This is a genomic window from Staphylococcus sp. T93, assembly GCF_016743875.1.
GTDB classification, from domain to species: domain Bacteria; phylum Bacillota; class Bacilli; order Staphylococcales; family Staphylococcaceae; genus Staphylococcus; species Staphylococcus aureus.
On record NZ_CP068247.1, the window covers coordinates 1,589,212 to 1,611,497 of the forward strand.

Genomic DNA, 22,286 nt, shown 5'->3' on the forward strand with positions numbered 1-22,286 from the left:
ATTTTTATTAGATATTAATATGAAAATAACGTGTTTTTTGTTATTGTATTTATATGAAGAAAAGGAGGCACCACTTTGTTTACTTACTTTAAATCAGCATTTAAAAATGCTAAACCACAATTATTAATAACATTGATATATGCACTTATAGCATTTGCTGTAATTGCAGTTGTATATTTACTTGCTAATTTCCAGCTTGCTAAGTATGCACAAACTATTGCAATTTATTCACAATTTGGGCAAAAACCACCAGTAGATGCATATTTAAAAGTTATCGCTGTATTACTTATAGCAGCTGTAGTTTCACTGTTTGTTTTAGTTCAAATTTTTATCGGAATTACAAATGTTATGAAACGAGCAATGAGTCATGAAAAAGTAAAATTTACCGATTTATTTATTGCATTTAAAAAAGGTAATTATTTAAAGAGCGTTCTGATCGGTCTTGTATCTATAGCAATGATTATCGTTCTTTCACTTCTGACATCATTACTATACAAATTATTTTCTCCAGTATCAGAAATGATTATGAATTCAGTACAATCATCATATGCAGATAGTACACACCTGATTGGTATTGCTATTACAACTCAAAGCATCATAATCATTGTTGTTTTATTGATTAAAGCAATTATTACTTGGTTATTGTTAATACCTATTTTCAACTTTATGACTAGTTTCGTTGAATCAACTAACGATAAAGTAAAAACACACTTAGCTAATGGATTTAAAGCAATGAAAAATGGTCAAAAAACATTTTTCAAATTTTTCATTGGAATACTATTATTAAACTTAATTATTATTTTATTTAAAACACCTGTTGGTTACTTGATTTCATTTAATACGCAATCACTCTCTCAAAGTGTTGCAGAAAATATCATAAGAGTTTATACAGTAATGACAATTATTTTATTCGTTGTTATTCATGCAATCATTTTAATGGGTATCGTTCAATATTACTTAAAACGTGGTCAAAAAATTACTAAAGATAAAGTAAAAACAGCTGACAAGAATAAAAAAGTTGTCACTGAACCAAAAAATACAAAAGTAGAAAATGATAAAGTGACAACATCTGTTGAAACAAAAACAGAAAAAGCACAAGATTCATTAAATGATAATACAACAAAAACAATGACTTCAGATAAACCAGAAGACAATCAACCAAAATAAATTTTAGAGCCCCTTACAACTTTAGTTGTTAGGGGCTCTTATGCAGTTGATGCGTAGCATCCAACTGTGTTCCTCTATTTTTCAACTTTAGTTGTTAGGGGCTTCTTTCTAAAATAACTAAGTGAATTATCTATATATGAAGAGGTCTCCAATACTTTTTATATAATTCGTGATTACATTCTATACTTTTAATTGTATTTTCTGCTGTATGGAAAGTTGGTTTTATTAATTCTGATTATGTTCAGAACTACAATTCATAAGAAAAATGTGTTAAAATATATTTGTAGCAAGTAGAAGCAAAAGATGAAAATCATTAACTCTTGAAACACAAAAAGGGCAACACTCGGAAACATGTTACCCTAATGAGCCCGTTAAAAAGACGGTGACCTTATATTTTATTTAAAAATAGCCTTCAAAAATGCCGGTCAAAGCGAATAGAAGGTTATTTTTTATGGTCTTGAGTACTAATCAATACTAAACCAATGATTGTTAATACAACCATAAGCATTTCAAAATCAGACATGCTAGTCCTTTCTAGGAGTAACAACTATAACCATAGGCATCACCCCTTTATTAAGAGATTAGCCACCATCTATCCAACTTGCTCAATAAATATTATAACATGCACACTTTTAAACAGTAATTCATAGTATAAGTTTTTTCATTTCTTAATCAACTCGATAAACAGTTGAGTGACATACCCTTGTCTAACTAGCTATTTCTTCCCCTGTTATCGTTTGTTCATCATATAAAAATTTAATTTCTCATTTTTTATTCTCTGGTAAAGAGGGGCGCCCGCTTTTTCGGCCTCTCGCTCTTGTTGCTGCTAAGTCTATTTTATACACTCACATAGTAAATTAACTTCTAATCCTGAAAAATGCACTCATCATCGTAAAAAACATTTTGCCCATTGTGTCTTTCGTTGAAATGTTCATGTTACTAATTTGTAAGTCAATTCCGTTATCATCGAATCATTGTGATAATTCAATTAATAGTTTTGTCGTTCTACCTAACCGATCAAGTTGATAGACAACTAATGTGTCGCTCTCTCGTAAATAATTTAAACACTTAACAAGCTCTGTACGTTTGACACCACTTATTCTTTCACTATATACACACCCACACCCAAATTCTTTAAGTGTATCGATATTAATCTTTCGTTGATACACGATCATAACCAATTTTAGCCATTTAAATAAAACCTCTCTTCAACATATTATATTTAGTTATGACTCAAAACTCATTGCCGTATTTTTGATTTTGTATTAATATATCAAGGCTATCATCATCTAATACCAAATGAATTTCTCCACTTCGAATATCAATAGCAACGTTTATTTTTGATTCTAACTTTTTCAAATAATCTATGTCAGTAAATATGTACTTAGAAAGATAATCATCTTCTTTTTTAAATTCTTCTTTATCAATTGTATATCCGTTCTCTAAAATTTTTGATAACTCTATAAGAGTATTACTCCTACTTTCTTTTTTTACATTAGACACTACATAGTTTATGAACTTTTCAATCAATTGTTCTTCCAAATCACTATAATCTTGTGTGTCCTTTTTAAATAATTCAAACATAATATTATTGGATAAATTTTCATTATATATTAATCGCTCGTACATACCAGAAGCGCTAGAGTTGATAAATCTATTCAGATCGTTTTGTATTTCGTTCAAATCTATATTCCCTTTACTATCGTAATATGAATAATTACTCATTAATTTTTTTAAGAAATCTCTCAAACCAAAGTAAAGATAAATATTTGAATACTTTCTGGCATTATCGTAGTCTTTTACATCTCTTTTATAGTGATCTATCAACATATTCAATTCGAAATTATATCCATGATTAAAATCAAACTCGCCATTGTCATATTTTCTTTGAAATTCAAACTTGTATATTTCTGCAACTTTATCATCGCAATTTTCATCTATATAGTTTTCAACCAAATAATAAGCACGCTCAAGAGAAATTTCACCATAACTTTGTATAAAAGAGGTTAAGTACTCTGTTTTCTTTAAAATTTCTTCTCCTTTCTTAATTGGTATATATACATATGGTAAATCTAAGTTATTAATAATATGAAAATTGTCGTCAATACGTTTAATTAAGTCAGGTTTATTACCTGTTGTTTTTATACCAAAACTTTTTAAAATACTTTGTAATTCAGGTCTTGTCTTTTTATATATACTAACTTCAAAATCATTAGTCGTTGTTAATAACTCAGCTTCAATTAATTTTTTTATTGAATTCATAATTTGAACATCATTATTAGCAAGGCACTTATTAGCAAATATCTCTTCTCCAACCAATCTATTTACATTAGTGTGTAATACTAATAAATCACGTGCATTTACGCTCACTAGCTTTCATCTCCTCATTTTTGCTTTTCAAATTTATTAAGTATGAATAAAAAATACATCCGAACAAACAAAATCTCTATATTCTAATTCGATTTACATAGATTATACACTAAAAAAATGATTCTCAATGCAAATGAATGTGTCTCTCATAGTCTAAAAACTCGTATGTTTCGAATTTTATGATTCATTGATAATAGTACCAGTTAAAAGAACTAAGATTGTAATTATCCCCCCTTAAAATTCAAGAATATATTTTCTTAATCTATCAGCAAGAGGTTATATTTCAAAGTGTTTATTTTTAAAACAACATCTAAAAGCCATTTTCATAATAATGTTAAATCATTAGAATGTATAAAGATTCCAATTAATAAAAATAGATAAAATGCAATAAAGTTCCAAATACTTATTATTATTCATCACAAATTACGTGATGCCCTCTACAACACTAAATCAAGGATGATATTTATTTTATATACATTAGCATTCATTGTTTGCTTACCCACATTATCCTGTTTAGTCTTTTTTATAACTCTAGTCTTGAATGTCATATTTACAAAGAAAAAAACACTAAAATATTTAAAACTAACACTATTTATTCACTTTGTTCTTTTATAGCACCTTTTATGTTTATTTTCTTGTATTCAATAAATAGTATGGAGATGATAATTTAAAGTAGATATATTTGAAGTATACTATAGAGTAAATTATATTGGGGAAATATGTAAACGAACCGGTTGATTTTATAGTGGATTAACACTTCATAGAGAATATAATCAAGAACAAAAACAGTCAATAGGTGTGAATTTTTTTAAAGACGGATCTGTTGCTACTAAAAAAAGAAGTATACAATTCAATAGTTAAACCTTAAAACAAGAAATATTATTCAAAATCAATGAATTTCCTATCTTATTAGTTTTAACAATATTTATTCTCATAGAGTTTGTCCAATTAAATATAGATGATTCAAATATTTATAAGCATACAAAAGAGCAGTAAGACATTTTCTAATAGAAAATAACTTTACTGCTCTTTGTACATTACTCATCAACTATTGTAAATTAAATAATAAATAACTACCTATTTTATTATTCAGCTAAAAAATGCTCTGCTAAATATTTTGCTGCGCCATCCTCTTCATTCGTGTATGCCGTTACATCTGAAGTTAATGCTTGGATTTCAGGGCGTGCATTTTTCATAGCAACTGTATAATGACCAAATTCAAACATTGCTCTATCATTGTCGCTATCTCCAATAACTAACGTTTCTTCTTGATGAATACCAAAATGTGCAATCATTTCTTTAATGCCTGTACCTTTATCAGTTTGATAAGCCATTGTTTCCGCATTAAATCTTGATGAATTTGAAACACTAATCTGTAGTTGCACATGATTTTGCTTTAATTCATCTCTAAATGCTGTTATTTTTTCTAAATTAGAACTGAATAGATAAATTTTTGAATATTCACCTTCAGGAAACTTAGTTACCCAATCTATCTTACCAGCAAGCGCATCTTGTCTTGAAGACCATTCACTATGACTTACGCCATTAATAGGATCTTGACTACGAATCATATCTCGCATCCATGTTTCATCTTCTTTTAAAGAAACTCTATTACCTTCAAAAGGAAATACCTCATAATAAATTTGTTGGCGCTTAGCTAAATTAGTAATTTGTTGCACTTGAGCCAATGATAAACCATGCTTGAAGATAATTTCTCCATCTACTTCTCCAATTGTTCCATTTGAACTAATGATGCCATTAACCGCAAAATCTTGAGGTACAAGTTGATGTATTTCAGAATGCGAACGTCCTGTTGCCAAAAATACTTTATATCCTTTCTCTCTCAATTGATTAATGACATCTTTCGTATACGTTGATGCTTGATTATTTTCATGTAAAATTGTTCCATCCATGTCCAAAAATATTGCTTTTACGTTATCCATATTGCCCTCCACTGTCCATTTTATCTTAATTAAATTTTGTCATTATTACTTATTATTTGCAAAATATTTACTCTAACATTGCCATAGAAAATCGATTATTCCATCTTTGAACTGCTACATTTTTCTGGAAAAATCGTGACATGTTTTCAGAAGTTAATATGTCTTCTACAGCGCCTTGTTGAATACTTTGGCCATCTTTTAGCAGTAAAATTTTGGAAAAGTTAGCAGTTATTTCTTCAATAAAGTGCGTCACATAAATCATCGCAAGCGTTGGATATGAATCTGACAATGAGTCAAGTATACTTAACAACGATTCTCGTGCAATAAAGTCTAAACCAGCTGCTGGCTCATCTAAAATTAAAACCTGGGGTTGCCCCATTAAAGCTCGTGCAATCATCACTCGTTGTTTTTCACCGGTAGATAAATAACCAATATATTGTTGCGCTTTAGCAGACATTCCAACTAATTTAAGTAATTGATGTGCTTCATTACGTATCTCATCATCAATATCTTGATAAACACCAATTGATTTAAAGGCACCGCTTATCACCACATCGATTACTCTTTCACCCTCTTGAAACTTTTCCAGTAAACTATGAGATACAAAACCTATATGTTGTCGTACAGTCTCTGCAGAATACCCTACCTTGCCTGGCATTTTACCGAAAAGGTTAACAGTTCCAGATGTTGCAGGCTCATACGCATTTAAAATATTTAGAAGTGTTGTCTTGCCAGCACCATTCAACCCATATAATATCCATTTATCACCTTTAGCAATTTGCCAAGAAATCTTTTTTAAAATTGTTTTTCCTTGCTTCATTCGCCCAATTTGATCTAATTGAATTAACATGCGAGGTCACCCCTTTATTGCTACTCCATACTTCTCATAAAATCATATTAACATAACACCCTTAATTGTCAGACTATTTAAATAAATAAAACACTTCATTTTTACGCATTTCTGCCAAATTAAGATGAAGTAAAAGCTAAGTCGACCTAAAAAAGCACCCTTCTAGTCGATTAATCTAAAAGGGTGCCATATACTTTAATTTTAATACATGATTGATTCTAAAAAAGTGAATTATTCCACAGTAACTGATTTAGCAAGGTTACGTGGTTTATCAACATCTAAATCTCTGTGTAATGCTGCATAGTATGAAATTAATTGTAATGCAACCACTGATACTAATGGCGTTAACAATTCATGTACATGAGGAATGACATAAGTGTCGCCTTCTTTTTCAAGACCCTCCATAGAAATAATACATGGATGTGCACCACGTGCTACTACCTCTTTAACGTTACCACGAATTGATAAATTAACTTTCTCTTGTGTTGCTAAACCTACAACTGGTGTACCTTCTTCGATTAAGGCAATTGTACCATGTTTAAGTTCTCCACCAGCAAAACCTTCTGCTTGAATGTAAGAAATTTCTTTAAGTTTTAACGCACCTTCTAAACTTACGTTATAGTCAATAGTACGTCCGATAAAGAATGCATTGCGTGTTGTTTCTAAGAAATCTGTAGCAATTTGTTCCATAATTGGTGCATCGTCAACAATTGCTTCTATTGCTGTTGTTACTTTTGCTAATTCTCTCAATAAATCAATATCTGCTTCACGACCATGCTCTTTTGCAACGATTTGAGACAAGATTGATAATACTGCAATTTGTGCAGTATATGCTTTTGTAGATGCAACTGCGATTTCAGGACCCGCGTGTAATAACAATGTGTGGTCTGCTTCACGTGATAAAGTTGAACCTGCAACATTAGTGATTGTTAATGATTTATGACCTAATTTATTAGTTTCAACTAATACGGCGCGGCTATCTGCAGTTTCACCTGATTGAGAAATATAAACGAACAATGGTTTTTCAGATAATAATGGCATGTTGTAGACAAACTCTGATGCAACGTGTACTTCAGTTGGTACGCCAGCCCATTTTTCTAAAAATTCTTTACCTACTAAACCTGCATGGTAGCTTGTACCTGCTGCAATAACGTAAATGCGGTCTGCTTCTTTAACATCATTGATGATGTCTTGATCAATTTTCAAGTTACCTTCTGCATCTTGATATTCTTGAATAATACGACGCATTACTGCTGGTTGTTCATGAATTTCTTTTAACATGTAGTGTGCATAAACACCTTTTTCAGCATCTGATGCATCAATTTCAGCAATATATGAATCACGTTCTACAACGTTTCCATCTGCATCTTTAATAATAACTTCATCTTTTTTAACAATAACGATTTCATGGTCATGGATTTCTTTATATTCGCTTGTCACTTGTAACATTGCAAGTGCGTCTGATGCGATAACATTGAAACCTTCACCAACACCTAATAATAATGGTGATTTATTTTTAGCAACATAGATTGTGTCTTTGTCTTCAGCATCTAATAAACCTAATGCATATGAACCATGTAATAATGACACAACTTTTGTAAATGCTTCTTCAGTTGAAAGTCCTTGATTTGAAAAGTATTCAACTAATTGAACGATAACTTCTGTATCTGTTTCTGAAATGAATGATACACCTTGTAAGTATTCACCTTTTAACTCTTCATAGTTTTCAATAACACCGTTATGAACTAGAGTAAAACGGCCATTTGATGATTGATGTGGATGAGAGTTTTCATGATTCGGTACACCGTGTGTTGCCCAACGTGTGTGACCGATTCCAACAGGTCCATCAAAATCGCTACTATCAGCAACTTTACGTAATTCTGCAATACGACCTTTTTCTTTAAATACAGTTGTATTATCATCATTTACTACTGCGATACCTGCAGAGTCATAACCTCTGTATTCTAATTTTTCTAAACCTTTTAATAATAATTCTTTGGCATTATCATAGCCAATATAACCAACAATTCCACACATAACGACATTTTCCTCCATATTGGAATAGTACGCGTAAATTATGATTTATTGCCGATAATTTAGATTGACAATCTGCTTTCATAATATAAATAGGAACATGCTATCATCGCATTCATCCATAACAAATTAAGCATAGTTATTTTTACAACTATACAAATTGCTCACACTGTACTTTCCATATTAATATTTTTTATATTCAATTTCTGGCGATCTTATTAACTTTGTCCATTAAGTCACCCTAATGTTTTACTTAATAAGCTAACGAATGAGCCACATCCGGGATAGCATCCGCCGATCTATTCGATCACTATCCTCCTCGTCTACAAATACATATATTGCACTCTATAAAGGCCACTCATATATTAACCTTTAATCTTCAAATACAAATATTTATTTGCACAGGCGCTTTAACTGTACTGCCGAACTTTCCCCCTTTCCATTAATCATTATTGTACAACGGTGTTGTTTTGTTTTGCAAATATTTTCACAATAAAATTTTAAAAATCCTAAAACAATTTTTTTGTTTTACTTTTTCAAAATATCTATACTGTCACATTGATGACACTTTATTTAATTTTGTCACATTTATTTTGACAAAGTTGATTTTTGTTTATATTGAGTAACAAGTAACCTCTCTATACACTATATATAGTCACATATATTAAAAAAGAGGTGTAAACATGTCACAAACTGAAGAGAAAAAAGGAATTGGTCGTCGTGTTCAAGCATTTGGATCATTCTTAAGTAGTATGATCATGCCAAACATTGGCGCTTTCATCGCTTGGGGTTTTATCGCGGCCATTTTTATAGATAATGGATGGTTACCTAACAAAGATTTAGCTACTTTAGCAGGACCAATGATTACTTATTTAATCCCATTATTGATCGCATTTAGTGGTGGTCGTTTAATTTATGATTTACGTGGTGGTATCATCGCAGCAACAGCAACTATGGGGGTCATCGTTGCATTACCTGATACACCAATGTTACTTGGTGCAATGATTATGGGTCCACTTGTTGGTTGGTTAATGAAGAAGACCGACCAATTGATTCAACCTAGAACGCCGCAAGGTTTTGAAATGTTATTTAATAACTTTTCTGCTGGTATTTTAGGATTTATCATGACGATTGCAGGATTTAAAATTTTAGCACCACTTATGAAATTTATTATGCATATTTTATCAGTGGCAGTTGAAGCATTAGTACATGCACACCTACTTCCACTTGTAAGTATTTTAGTAGAGCCTGCAAAAATTGTATTTTTAAACAATGCGATTAACCATGGTGTATTCACACCGCTTGGTGCAGATCAAGCTGCAAAAGCTGGTCAATCAATTTTATACACAATTGAATCTAACCCTGGACCAGGTTTAGGTATCTTACTTGCTTATATGATTTTTGGAAAAGGCACTGCAAAAGCAACGTCATATGGTGCTGGAATTATCCACTTCTTAGGTGGTATTCATGAAATTTATTTCCCATATGTATTAATGCGTCCTTTATTATTTATCGCTGTTATTTTAGGTGGAATGACTGGTGTTGCAACTTATCAAGCAACAGGATTTGGATTTAAAAGTCCCGCGTCACCAGGTTCATTTATAGTTTACTGTTTAAATGCACCTAGAGGTGAATTCTTGCACATGTTACTCGGTGTCTTCCTTGCTGCACTTGTATCATTCGTTGTAGCTGCTTTAATTATGAAGTTCACTAGAGAACCAAAGCAGGATTTAGAAGCTGCGACAGCTCAAATGGAAAATACTAAAGGGAAAAAATCAAGCGTTGCTTCTAAGTTAGTATCTTCTGATAAAAATGTTAATACAGAAGAAAATGCTAGTGGTAATGTTAGTGAAACATCTTCATCAGATGATGATCCTGAAGCGCTATTGGATAATTACAACACTGAAGATGTTGATGCACACAATTACAATAATATAAATCATGTTATTTTTGCCTGCGATGCGGGTATGGGTTCTAGTGCAATGGGTGCAAGCATGTTACGTAATAAATTTAAAAAGGCGGGCATTAATGATATTACAGTTACAAATACTGCGATTAATCAATTGCCAAAAGATGCTCAATTAGTTATCACTCAGAAAAAACTAACTGATCGTGCTATTAAACAAACACCAAATGCCATCCATATTTCAGTGGATAATTTCCTTAATTCACCAAGATATGAAGAACTTTTAAATAATCTAAAAAAAGATGATCAAGCATAATAATTAAATAAATTAAAAAATGGAGGATACCGCCATGTTATTGAGTACACGTGAAAAAGAAATGATAGCCCTATTGATTAAGTACCACGGTCAATATATCACTATACACGACATTGCTCAGCAACTTGCGGTGTCCTCTCGTACTATTCACCGTGAATTAAAAGGTGTTGAAGCATATTTAACTTCATTTTCATTAACTTTAGAACGCGCAAACAAAAAAGGGCTACGCATTGCTGGCACAGATTCTGATTTAAACGATTTGAAGCAATCGATTGCACAACATCAAACCATTGACTTATCTGTTGAAGAGCAGAAAGTAATTATTATATACGCTTTGATACAAGCCAAGGAGCCAGTTAAACAATATAGTTTAGCGCAAGAAATTGGCGTTTCTGTCCAGACTTTAGCAAAGATGTTAGATGATTTAGAGCTTGATTTAAATAAGTACCAACTATCTTTATCTCGAAAGCGTGGCGAAGGCATTTACTTGGTAGGTACTGAATCAAAGAAACGTGAATTTTTAAGTCAATTAATGGTGAATAACTTAAATAGTACTAGCGTTTATTCAGTAATTGAAAATCATTTTGTCTTTCATTCATTAAATCAAATCCACAAAGACTTTGTTGACTTAGAGCGCATTTTTAATGTTGAAAGACTATTAATGGACTACCTAAGTGCCTTACCCTACCAACTTACCGAATCAAGTTATTTAACTTTAACTGTCCATATCGTGCTCTCCATTTCACGTATAAAAAATGGAGAGTATGTCGCATTAAACGATGATATTTATGATTCTGTACAAAACACATTTGAACACAAAGTAGCAAGCGAACTTGCTGATAAACTTGGTCAAATATATGACGTCACGTTTAATCAGGCAGAAATTGCTTTCATTACTATCCATTTACGTGGAGCTAAACGAAAAAATCTTAATGATACATCATTAAATAATCGTTGTGAAGAAAACAAAATTAAAGCGTTTGTTAACAAAGTAGAAATGATTTCCGGTATGACATTTGCAGATTTGGATACTTTAGTAGATGGACTGACGCTACACCTTAATCCTGCAATCAATCGTTTGCAAGCTAATATCGAGACCTATAATCCGTTAACAGACATGATTAAGTTCAAATATCCAAGACTATTTGAAAATGTAAGATTAGCTTTAAATGATTGTTGGCCTGATTTGATTTTTCCAGAGAGTGAAATTGCTTTTATAGTTTTACACTTTGGTGGCTCGATTAAAAACCAAGGTAATCGATTTTTAAACATATTAGTCGTTTGCAGCAGTGGTATGGGAACTAGTCGTCTATTATCAACTCGTCTAGAGCAAGTTTTTAGTGAGATTGAGCGTATTACACAAGCATCAGTCAGCGATTTGAAGTCACTAGATTTAAGTCAATATGATGGCATTATTTCTACTGTGAATTTAGACATCGACTCCCCCTATTTAACGGTAAACCCATTATTACCAGATAGTGATATCAGTTATGTCGCACAGTTTTTAAATACAAAGTCTACGTTCCAAGAGACGCATGATAAATCATCAAACATGATTGATAAGGATGATGTTCATGTTGAAACGAAAGATGTTGATGGCAACACATCTTTTGAAAATGAACAAACTTCATACTTAACTTCAGTTTTCGAAAAACATTTAAGTGACGAAAAATCAGAACAATTATTGCATCATATGCGTTCGGGTTTAACTTTGCTTGATTCAGTGAAAATAGTTAGTACCGAAGTTAAACAGTGGCAAACATATATCGCAGATTATCTATATCAATGCGATGTAATAAACGATCCAACGTCATTCGCTGAACTACTAGAGCAACGATTGATTGACAATCCAGGATGGATATTAAGTCCATATCCTGTTGCAATACCACACCTAAGAGACAATATGATTAAACACCCTATGATTCTAATCACAGTTTTAGAAGAACCGTTAACATTGCCTAGTATTCAAAATGACAATCAAACAATTAAATATATGATTTCCATGTTTATTTCTGACAATGATTTTATGGCATCACTGGTAAGTGACTTGTCCGAATTTTTAAGTTTGAAATTAGAATCTATTGATACTTTTATGGAAAATCCACAGGAACTTGAAACATTATTAAGAAACAAATTTTTAGAACGAATTAAAAAACAATTTATTTAGGAGTGTACAAAATGAGCGAATTATTTAGTAATGACAATATCTTTTTAAATGTAAATGTTAACAGCCAAAATGAAGCAATTGAAAAAGCAGGTAAAGCCTTAGTTGATAGTGGTGCTGTAACAGATGCTTATATTCAAGCAATGAAAGATCGTGAGCAAGTCGTATCAACATTTATGGGAAATGGCTTAGCAATTCCTCATGGCACAGATGAAGCTAAAACAAATGTGATTCACTCAGGTTTAACATTATTACAAATCCCTGAAGGCGTTGACTGGGATGGCGAAGTAGTTAAAGTTGTCGTGGGAATTGCTGGTAAAGATGGCGAACATTTAGACTTGTTATCTAAAATTGCAATTACATTTAGCGAAGAAGAAAATGTGGATCGTATCGTTCAAGCAAAATCTGCAGAAGAAATTAAACAAGTATTCGAGGAGGCAGATGCATAATGAAAGCAGTTCACTTTGGTGCTGGTAACATAGGTCGTGGTTTCATTGGTTATATTCTTGCAGACAACAATGTTAAAGTAACATTTGCAGACGTCAATGAAGAAATCATTAATGCTTTAGCTCATGATCATCAATACGATGTTATTTTAGCTGATGAGTCTAAAACAACGACGCGCGTGAATAATGTTGATGCAATTAATTCAATGCAACCTTCTGAAGCGTTGAAACAAGCAATTCTAGAAGCTGATATTATTACAACAGCTGTTGGTGTTAACATACTACCTATTATTGCTAAATCTTTTGCGCCTTTCTTAAAAGAAAAAACAAACCATGTTAATATTGTTGCTTGTGAGAATGCTATTATGGCAACTGATACATTGAAAAAAGCAGTACTTGATATTACTGGCCCTCTTGGTAACAATATTCATTTTGCTAACTCAGCAGTTGATAGAATTGTACCATTACAAAAGAATGAAAATATATTAGACGTTATGGTTGAGCCATTTTACGAATGGGTTGTTGAAAAAGATGCATGGTATGGTCCAGAACTAAACCATATTAAATATGTTGATGATTTAACACCATATATTGAGCGTAAATTATTAACTGTGAATACAGGACATGCATATTTAGCGTATGCTGGTAAATTTGCAGGTAAAGCTACAGTTTTAGATGCAGTTGAAGATAGTTCAATTGAAGCTGGCTTACGCCGTGTTTTAGCTGAAACTAGTCAATATATTACTAATGAATTTGATTTTACTGAAGCGGAACAAGCTGGTTATGTTGAAAAAATAATAGATCGTTTCAACAATTCTTATTTATCTGATGAAGTAACACGTGTCGGACGAGGTACATTACGTAAAATTGGCCCTAAAGATAGAATTATAAAACCATTAACATATCTTTATAATAAAGATTTAGAACGCACTGGTTTATTAAATACAGCTGCATTGTTATTGAAGTATGATGATACAGCAGACCAAGAAACTGTTGAGAAAAATAATTACATTAAAGAACACGGTTTAAAAGCGTTTTTAAGTGAATATGCTAAAGTTGACGATGGCTTAGCCGATGAAATAATTGAAGCGTACAATTCACTTTCATAATTTATTGAGCTTTGTTTGAAACAAGAAGTTTCCAACGTTATTCGTTAACAATCAGTAATAATGTAGTAGTTCCCTTGAATTAACAATATTAAATTTCTGAACATAAAAAATACTCCCTTCAACATAGACACTTAACTTGTGTTATGTATGAAAGGAGTATTTTTGCGTTAATAATTTGTTTTATTTTCGAGCCACAGCCACCTATTCAATGGCTATTGGTCATTACTAAAACAAATTCATATTAACTGTTAGACTTGGTTACTTAGTAAGGAATATTTCCCTATGAAATAACTAGATGTTCACATTCTTGAATAAATTTTATTCTTCAGTTTGTTGGTCTTTCTTAGTGAATCTTCTAATTAAGAATGCCATACCTGCACCTAGAGCTAATTCAGCATATGGTAAATCGTCATTATGTGACATACCAGTATCTGGTAAAGTTTTAGCTTGTTGTTTAGCTTTATTAACTTTTCCTTGTTGAGCTGATTTTGTCTTAGCTTGGTGGTCGTCAGTGTTAGTTACATTAAGCATATCTTGATTAGCACTATTGCTTCCATTTGAAACTGTAGCTGGAGATGCATTGGCACCGTCGTTTTGCGTAGCTTTATTGTTTGCAGCTGAACCAACTGATTTTTGCGTATCATTAGTATCTGCTGTTGCCGTATCATCTTTTTGGCTAACATTAGTTGAAGTCATTTTTTCTTTTGCTTCAGAAGATGCAGATGTTGATGGTTTATTCGAAACTTCAGTATCAGCTTTGCTTGGCGATTTATCTGCTTCGTTAGATGCAACGTTAGTTTCAGACTTAAGTTGTCCTGCATCAGTTTGATTTGTCGTACTTTCTTCTTTATCTTTTGATGTATTAGAAGGTACATTTGGTTCTGTTATGTCTGCTGAAGGCAATGTTTCAGTTGTTGATTCAACCATACTTTGATTTGTTGAATCACTACCATCTTTTTCTGCCTTAGCTTTATTTTCAGATTTTGGTTGTGCAACCTTGTCATTAGTTGATTGAGATTCAGCACTATTATTTACTTCAGCATTTTGTTTTGAATCATTTACAGATGCATTATCTTTGCTATCAGCAGATGATGCTGCTTCTGTGCTCGCAGTTGTTGGAGCCGTTGCTGTTGATCCTGTTGGTGCATTCTCGTTTGTTGCTGTAGTTGTACTATTGTTATTTGTTGTGCTTTCTGCTGGCGTTGCATTATCAGTTTCTGTTACAGGTTTATCAGTTGTGCCGTTATTAGTTGATTCTACTTCTGGTTTACTAGTTACATCGTTATCCATTGTCGGACTGTTTGTTGATGCATCTACACTAGAATTGTTATTAGCTTGCGGTTTATCATTTGCATCATCAGTTGCTGATGTTGCTGTTGTTTCACCTGTTGCCGCATCACTATTATTTGGTGTTGTCGGAGAAGCGTCTGCTTTGCCATTAGCTGTCGTCTCAGATACGTTAGGTTGTCCAGTATTTTCTGGTGTTGCATTAGCATTTGAATTTGCTGTTGCATCATTATTATCTATACCATTATTAGTATCATTAGCATCTGGATCATTCTGAGGCACAATCGCTTCAATTGCAGGTATCGTTACATTTTGTAATTCAGCAACTTCTGCATTTGTTTGTGTTTTATCTAATTTATCAGCAAATCTGTCAAAATATCTACCTAAATCCGTACGTGCAATTTCTTTCGCCGATGCATCTGCATCTGCATTTTTAATTATTTCTATTTGCTTGTTAACCACTTCTCTGATTGCTTCCAAAGCATTTTTCTTAACTTCAGGATTAATACGTTGTGCTTTAAGTTGTTCAAGCGCACTATTTTTGACAGTAGCGATTTCTGCATTTGTAGTTTGATCAGAAATATCTTCAGTTGCTTTTGATAAAATGTCTTCTAAAGCATTCGTAAACGCTTCTTTTTCTTCAGTTGTAGCATCAGCGTTGACATTTACACCTGCTTCAATCTGGTCTAGTGCAGTTTCTAATTCTTCGATAGCTTTTTGTTTTTCTGTTGAGTCGATTTGAATGTTATCAAATGCTTCAAGTCCTTGAGCTTTCGCTTTTTCAACTTCAGCAGTTGTTGTTGCATCAGTAATACCTTGTTTAGCTTGATCTGTAATTTGTTTAATCATTGCTAATGCTTCAGTTTTTTCTTCAGCAGTTAACTGGTCACTTTGATCAATAGATTCTTTCGTATCTTCTGCTTTAACTTCAATAGCTTGGTTCGCTTTAGGTTTAACAGTAGCATCTACTTGAATAGCATCAATTGCTGCTTTACCTTGTGTTAATGCATCATCAACGTCACCATTATCCACACCATTATTAATGCTTTCTAATGCAGTTTGAACATTTTGGTCAACTTGCTTAATTGCTTGTTGCTTTTCATCTTGTGTTGCATTAGTGTCAGCTGAAATATTATTTTTCTTCTGATCTGCATAAGCATATAAATCTGTTGTAGCTGATTCTTTTTTACCTGTTGGAATTGTGTAATCGTTAATATTATCTAAGTCATTATGAATTTGAACTTCAATGTCATCTTTAGAAGTAGCTTGATTAACATTTTGATCCGCAGTTTGTTTTAATTCAGCAAGTTTTTGTTTCGCTTCAGCAATTTCACTTGAAGTCGATGCGTTAGAGTTATCCGCTTCGTTTACTTTAGCATTATATGCATCTTCAATTTTAGCTAAAGCATCTTTTTTGTACTCACTAAATGTTTTAACTGCATTAATTTTAGCTTTTCCTTCTTTAACTGCATTATCAACATATTCATTTGTTGATGATTGATCGACATTTGTTTTCGCTTGATTTAATTCAGTATCAACTTCTTGTTTTGCATCATTAATTTCTTGTTGTGATGCATTTGGTGTTTGTTCTATTTGTGTTTTCTTATCAGCTGCAGCTTGATCTAATTCTTTTTTACCTGCTGGTTTCTTAACAGGATTTGCATGAAGTTGTTGAACTTTTTGTACTGCTGTATCTTTAGCAGTAGTTACATCACCTGTAGTAGTTGCTGCATTAATATTATTTAAACCTTCTTCATATGCTGCTCTAACTGGTCCAATATCGTTACCTTTTTCTTCATTAGTAGTCTCATTATTATTAAGTATTTCAGTTATTTTATTTTGCATTTCAGTTAGCAATTCCGCTCTTGCATTCGTTTTAACATCTGTTGATGCTTGAATTGGGTCAATTGCTTGAATTGCATTATCTTTTGCAGTGTTTACATCATCGATTGACTGTGCATTTTCAATATTTTGATTACCTTGTGTTAATTGTGCGTCTACTTGTTGATTTGCTTGTTCTTTTTCTTCAGTAGTCGCATCTGCAGTTTGTGCAATAAGCGCTTTTTGTTCGTTTGCTTTTGTTGCTAATTCATCTTTCGCAACATCTTTAATTGTTGTATCTGCAGTAATACCTTGAATATCAGCAACTGCTTGATCTTTAATTTGCGTAACATCATTAGTTGTTTGTGCATTTAAGATATCTTGATACGCTTTTTCTTTAGCTTTTAAAACTAAATCTTTTGCTGCATTTTTCTCTTCAGTTGTAGCACCAGTTGTATTATCAATTGCTTGATTTTGAGTTGTCACAGCTTGATCAACATCATTTTTAGCATTTGATTTAACCGCTGTTGCTGGTTGCGTGCTTTGAATTGAATTCTTTCCAGCGTCTTTCGCCTGATCTACACCATTATCATCAGTTGCAGCTGTAATATTATTTTTCGCGTCTGTAACTGCTGTTGCTAATTGTTGAATAGCTGCTTCTTTTTCTTCTGTTGTAGCGTTCTGATCATTATTGATAACATTTGTTTGCGTTGCTTGTAATTGATCAATTTCATCTTTAGCCGCTTGTTTCTTCACAACTTTTGGTGTTACCGCATTAATCGCTGCTTCTGCATTTGCTTTAGCTTCATCAACTTGTGCGTTAGTAGTTGCTGCTGAAATGGCTTGATTTGCTTTACCATTTTCAGTATTTGCTTCAGCATCAGCTGCTTGTTTTTCTTCATCTGTTGCATCTGGCGTAGCTTGAATCTCTTGCAATTTGTTATTTAAAATTGCTGTGATTTCATTACGTGCAGTTGCTTTTTTATTAACTGTTGGTGTTACTTGATCAATAATATTTTCACCTGTCGTTTTCGCTTGGTCTACATCATTTTGACTATTAGCAGCTTCAATGTTGCTATTTGCTTGTGTCACAGCATTATCTACGTCCGCATTAGCCGCTGCAATTTCTTCAGCAGTAATGTCTTGCGTTTGAGCGATTGCTGTTTTACGTTCATTCGCTTTCGTAGCAATTGCTTCTTTCGCATTATCTTTAGTTGTTGTTGCTGGCTGAATCGCTTCAATTTTAGCAATTGCTGCTTTTTTAGCCGCTTCAACTTCCGCATTTGTATGTGCTGCATCTATTGCGGCATCAGCTGTTGTTTTTTCAGTTTGAACTTGTTGTTTAGCAGCTGCTTTTTCTTCAGTTGTTGAGCCGTTATTTCCATCAATTGCTGTTTCTTGAGCTTGTACTTTATCTGCAATTGCTTGTTTTGCTGCTGGTTTAACATTTGCATCAGGTGTAATGGCTGCGATTGTAGCTTCATTTGTAGTTTTTGCATTATCCACATCATTGTTTGCTGCAGCATTATCTATATCAGCGTTTGCAGTAACTACTGCTTGATCCACTTTGTCTTTCGCTGCTTGTTGTTCTTCAGTAGTCGAATCATTCATTGCTTCAATTGCTGTTTTACGTTCACTTGCTTTTTGAGCGATTTCCGCTTTTGCATCCGATTTCTTAGTTGTGGCAGCTTGAACTTGATTAATTGCAGCAATACTATTGTCTTTAGCTGTTGTTACATCACTGTTTGTATTTGCAGCATCAAGATTTGTTCTTGCTTCTTGCTTTTTAGTATCTAATTCTGTATATGCAGCTTGTTTTTCTTCTGTAGTTGAAGCATTGCTATTTTGAATTTCTTGTTTACGTGTATTATATGCGTTTTCTACTTCCGTATCAGCTGCAGGTTTAACTTTTGCTTGTGTTTGAATTGCATTGATTTTATCTAATACTTTTGATTTTGTATCAGCAACTTCCTGTTTTGATTTAACAACTTGGATGTCATGTAAACCTTGCTTTTGAGCTGCATCTACTGCTGCATCAGCTTCTGCTACTTCTTCATTTGTTGCATTTGAAACTGTAGCATTTTGAGCTTTTCTAGCTGTTGCAGCTTGTTTAACTTCATTATAGGCATCCATTTTTGTTTGCGTAGAGTCAGTAATATTTTCAATTTTTGAGATTTCTTCGTTTTTAACTCTTTCTAAATCTTGTGCAGTCGTTGTCGCTTCAATTGCTTTAACACCAGAAACTTTAGCTGCATTAATACGTTCAATAGCTTCCGCTACTTCTTCATTTGTTGTATCAGGATTTAAAGGTGCTTGATCAATTTGTGCTTGAACAACTTCGTCAAATTCTTCAAGAGCTGCTGCTTTAGCTGTTGTAGCAGGTGTAGTTTGATTAATATCATTGATTGCTTTTGTTTTAATGGCTTCTACTTGTGCATTTGTTGTTGCTGCATCAATATCTTTAATTGCCTTTGTTTCAATTTTACCAATTTTATCATTTGCTACATCTTTTTCATCTTGTAATGATGCATTTGACTTTTTAATTTGTTGTTTACGAGTTGTAACTGCTTGGATAATATCTTGTTTCGCTTGAGGTTTAACTGTTGGTGTAATCACATCTTGTTCTAACACTGCGATACCATTATCTTTTTCAGTTGTGACACCTTGTGCTGTAGTTTGTTTATTAATTTCTGCGATTGCATTATTTTTATCATTGTTAATTTTAGTTACAAGTGCTGCAACTTCATCTTGCGTAACTTTTTTACTTTGTTGTGCTGCTGTAACCTTTTCTTGAGCTTTAGTATCTAATTCAGCAATTGCTGCTTGATTATCAATTAATGCAGCTTGTAATTTAGTTACTAAACCATCAATATCCGCTTGAGATGCACGATTTGCAGTTTTAACATGATTCGCATCTTCATTTAAAATAGTATCTGCTTGTTGTTTAAGTTTATTGTATTCTGCAATTGATGCTGTTGTGTAATGACTATTATCAACTTGTGAGTTTACTTGTTGTTGCAACGCATCTTTGTTCATTTCAACCGCTACTGAAAATGGATCTGCAGTTAGTGTAACTTCTGGTTGCGCATTATTAATTACAACATCTGAAGCAGTACGATATGTTAATTTTTCATTAAAATCAATATTTTTAGGTGTATCGATATTCGCAACATTAACTTTATATGATAATTTTAAAGATTTATCTGGGAATAAAACTTCTTTAGTGTGTGTACCACGTGCCGTTGTCACACCTTGGCTTGTAAATGTAACTTTATTTGCATTTTGATCATAATTAACAGTCATATTTTTCAATACTGTACTGTCTTCATTACCATTAGGGAATGTTGTAGTTAATGAATTATTAACGTAAGTTACACCTTGTGGTAATGTTACTTCATATTTAAATTGATCTGCTTTTAATGAAGCACCAAAATTACCATTGTTACCGATTTCAGTATTAATAGTATATTCTTTATTGTTAGTTGCTTTCGGTGCTAAATCTCTATTTTTGACATATAAATGTGATCCTGAGAATAGACCTACATTATCAATGAATGAATAGTATTTATAACCATCTTTATTTGTTGTAATTCTTGAAGCATCAGCAACTGCTGTATTGTCAGGAATAAATTGTAAATCTAAACGATCAGCATCAGTTGGTACTTTAAATAAATGTGCAGTACCAGTCTTAGCAACATTTACAGTTGCTAATTCAGTATTTTTCTTAGCATCTTTAATAACTAAATTTGTTGCACCTTGCTTACTATTCGTTTGCATAGTAGTAAAGTTAATAATTAATTCTGAATCTGGTTTTACATTTACAGTTTTTGAAATACCGTTAAAGTTACCATGATCTGTAGAATCATTTGCATTCACACGACCTAATGCAGCCACGTTTCCTTTAGCTTGATAGTTTTGAGGGTTATTCTTATCAAACATATCGCTTCGTCTTAATTCTGAGTTAACGAAACCAATCTTACCGTTGTTAATTAATGAATAACCATTTACTTTATCTGTAACAGTTACAGTTGGATCCTGTCTATTCTCATCTGTTGATATGGCAGGATCATCAAATGTTAATGTCGTATTAATACTGCCTTCACCAGTATTGCTAGCATTTGGATCTTGAGTTTGTGCGTTTGCTGCTACAGGTGCTGCTGGTTGCGCTGCTGCTGGAGCATTCGCTGGCTGTGTTTGATTTGCCGGTGTTGCATTATTATTAGGTGTTGCTTGGTTATTTCCTTGACCTGCTTGGTTTGCCGGTGTTGCTTGATTTCCAGGTTGTGCTTGTGCAGCGTTATTCGGATCAGCTTGATCACCTTGTCCAGCTGGTTGTGTATTTGGTTGTGCTGCTCCTCCTGCTGGATTAGCCTGTCCACCTTGGTTTGCTGGTTGTACTGCTGGTTGTCCTTGGTTGGCAGGTGCAGCTGGCTGTGCTGTAGGATTAGCTTGAGCACCAGCATTTGCGTTAGGCTGTGTATTGGCATCAGCTGGTTGTGCTGGTTGATTTTGTGCAGGCTGATTTTGCTCTGCTGCAGACGCTGTTGTCGGGTTAGTAGATATAAAAGTAACAGTGGCAATTAAAGCTGAAAAAATACCGACATTAAATTTTCTGATACTAAATTTTTGTTGTCTGAATAAATTCATTAAGTCATCCTCCTGGTTGATTATTCTCGCTGTTAAATGATTTCACTTAATCAACTGTTAAGATAAGTAGTAGCATCTGCGTTAAAAACACAAAGCAACTCTATCTAATTAAAATTAATTTTATCATCATTATATATTGAGTACCAGTGTATTTTATATTACATATTGATTACTTTGTTTTTATTTTGTTTATATCATTTTACGTTTGTACTATAAATTATTTCTA

12 protein-coding genes and 1 pseudogene are annotated in these 22,286 nt (G+C 32.8%); 6 read left to right on the forward strand and 7 right to left on the reverse strand.

The window, feature by feature from the left end:
• Positions 1-75 precede the first annotated feature (75 nt).
• Positions 76-1,167, forward strand: a complete 1,092-nt coding sequence (locus JG553_RS07850) for a lytic regulatory protein (RefSeq protein ID WP_000495671.1) — start codon at positions 76-78, stop codon at positions 1,165-1,167.
• 442 nt (positions 1,168-1,609) lie between these two features.
• Here the strand turns inward: JG553_RS07850 and JG553_RS07855 are convergent, their stop codons facing one another.
• The 3 genes and pseudogenes from JG553_RS07855 to JG553_RS07865 form a co-directional block, all read right to left on the reverse strand.
• Entirely contained in the window at positions 1,610-1,714 is a 105-nt protein-coding gene (locus tag JG553_RS07855) for a hypothetical protein (protein WP_001802298.1), read from the reverse strand.
• Between the two features lie 160 nt (positions 1,715-1,874).
• Positions 1,875-2,358: pseudogene (locus JG553_RS07860) on the reverse strand (recombinase family protein).
• A 42-nt stretch (positions 2,359-2,400) separates the two neighbouring features.
• A complete protein-coding gene (locus tag JG553_RS07865) occupies positions 2,401-3,537 on the reverse strand; it encodes an SAP domain-containing protein (protein ID WP_000115562.1) in 1,137 nt (378 codons plus the stop codon).
• 288 nt (positions 3,538-3,825) lie between these two features.
• Between JG553_RS07865 and JG553_RS07870 the strand changes: the two genes are divergently transcribed.
• Positions 3,826-3,918, forward strand: coding sequence for a hypothetical protein (locus JG553_RS07870; protein ID WP_001790138.1), 93 nt, complete (start codon positions 3,826-3,828; stop codon positions 3,916-3,918).
• A 704-nt stretch (positions 3,919-4,622) separates the two neighbouring features.
• On the opposite strand, the gene JG553_RS07875 is transcribed toward JG553_RS07870, so the two are convergent.
• The 3 genes from JG553_RS07875 to glmS form a co-directional block, all read right to left on the reverse strand.
• Complete coding sequence (locus JG553_RS07875; RefSeq protein ID WP_000370924.1) at positions 4,623-5,480, reverse strand: HAD family hydrolase; 858 nt, start codon at positions 5,478-5,480, stop codon at positions 4,623-4,625.
• A gap of 67 nt (positions 5,481-5,547) precedes the next feature.
• Positions 5,548-6,330 (reverse strand): ABC transporter ATP-binding protein, encoded by a 783-nt coding sequence (locus JG553_RS07880; RefSeq protein ID WP_000908177.1) that lies wholly within the window; start codon positions 6,328-6,330, stop codon positions 5,548-5,550.
• Positions 6,331-6,561: 231 nt separating this feature from the next.
• Entirely contained in the window at positions 6,562-8,367 is a 1,806-nt protein-coding gene (gene glmS, locus JG553_RS07885; RefSeq protein ID WP_000334465.1) for a glutamine--fructose-6-phosphate transaminase (isomerizing), read from the reverse strand.
• Positions 8,368-9,047: 680 nt separating this feature from the next.
• Here glmS and JG553_RS07890 point away from each other — a divergent pair.
• The 4 genes from JG553_RS07890 to JG553_RS07905 are packed head-to-tail and all read left to right on the forward strand — an operon-like array spanning position 9,048 to position 14,305.
• Positions 9,048-10,586: a PTS mannitol transporter subunit IIBC gene (locus JG553_RS07890; protein ID WP_000083807.1), complete on the forward strand. Its 1,539-nt coding sequence runs from the start codon at positions 9,048-9,050 to the stop codon at positions 10,584-10,586.
• A gap of 34 nt (positions 10,587-10,620) precedes the next feature.
• Positions 10,621-12,753: a BglG family transcription antiterminator gene (locus JG553_RS07895; protein ID WP_000927363.1), complete on the forward strand. Its 2,133-nt coding sequence runs from the start codon at positions 10,621-10,623 to the stop codon at positions 12,751-12,753.
• 11 nt (positions 12,754-12,764) lie between these two features.
• Positions 12,765-13,199 (forward strand): PTS mannitol transporter subunit IIA, encoded by a 435-nt coding sequence (locus JG553_RS07900; RefSeq protein ID WP_001292149.1) that lies wholly within the window; start codon positions 12,765-12,767, stop codon positions 13,197-13,199.
• Entirely contained in the window at positions 13,199-14,305 is a 1,107-nt protein-coding gene (locus JG553_RS07905; protein ID WP_000648719.1) for a mannitol-1-phosphate 5-dehydrogenase, read from the forward strand. Before JG553_RS07900 ends, JG553_RS07905 begins: the two co-directional genes overlap by 1 nt.
• A gap of 318 nt (positions 14,306-14,623) precedes the next feature.
• Here the strand turns inward: JG553_RS07905 and fmtB are convergent, their stop codons facing one another.
• Positions 14,624-22,060: an LPXTG-anchored DUF1542 repeat protein FmtB gene (gene fmtB, locus JG553_RS07910; protein ID WP_202106760.1), complete on the reverse strand. Its 7,437-nt coding sequence runs from the start codon at positions 22,058-22,060 to the stop codon at positions 14,624-14,626.
• Between the last annotated feature and the right edge of the window lie 226 nt (positions 22,061-22,286).

Coding starts and splice junctions, on each gene's coding strand:
- JG553_RS07875 (WP_000370924.1), bottom strand. CDS start 5,480: ATGGATAACGTAAAAGCAATATTTTTGGACATGGATGGAACAATTTTA.
- JG553_RS07880 (WP_000908177.1), bottom strand. CDS start 6,330: ATGTTAATTCAATTAGATCAAATTGGGCGAATGAAGCAAGGAAAAACA.
- glmS (WP_000334465.1), bottom strand. CDS start 8,367: ATGTGTGGAATTGTTGGTTATATTGGCTATGATAATGCCAAAGAATTA.
- JG553_RS07890 (WP_000083807.1), top strand. CDS start 9,048: ATGTCACAAACTGAAGAGAAAAAAGGAATTGGTCGTCGTGTTCAAGCA.
- JG553_RS07895 (WP_000927363.1), top strand. CDS start 10,621: ATGTTATTGAGTACACGTGAAAAAGAAATGATAGCCCTATTGATTAAG.
- JG553_RS07900 (WP_001292149.1), top strand. CDS start 12,765: ATGAGCGAATTATTTAGTAATGACAATATCTTTTTAAATGTAAATGTT.
- JG553_RS07905 (WP_000648719.1), top strand. CDS start 13,199: ATGAAAGCAGTTCACTTTGGTGCTGGTAACATAGGTCGTGGTTTCATT.
- fmtB (WP_202106760.1), bottom strand. CDS start 22,060: ATGAATTTATTCAGACAACAAAAATTTAGTATCAGAAAATTTAATGTC.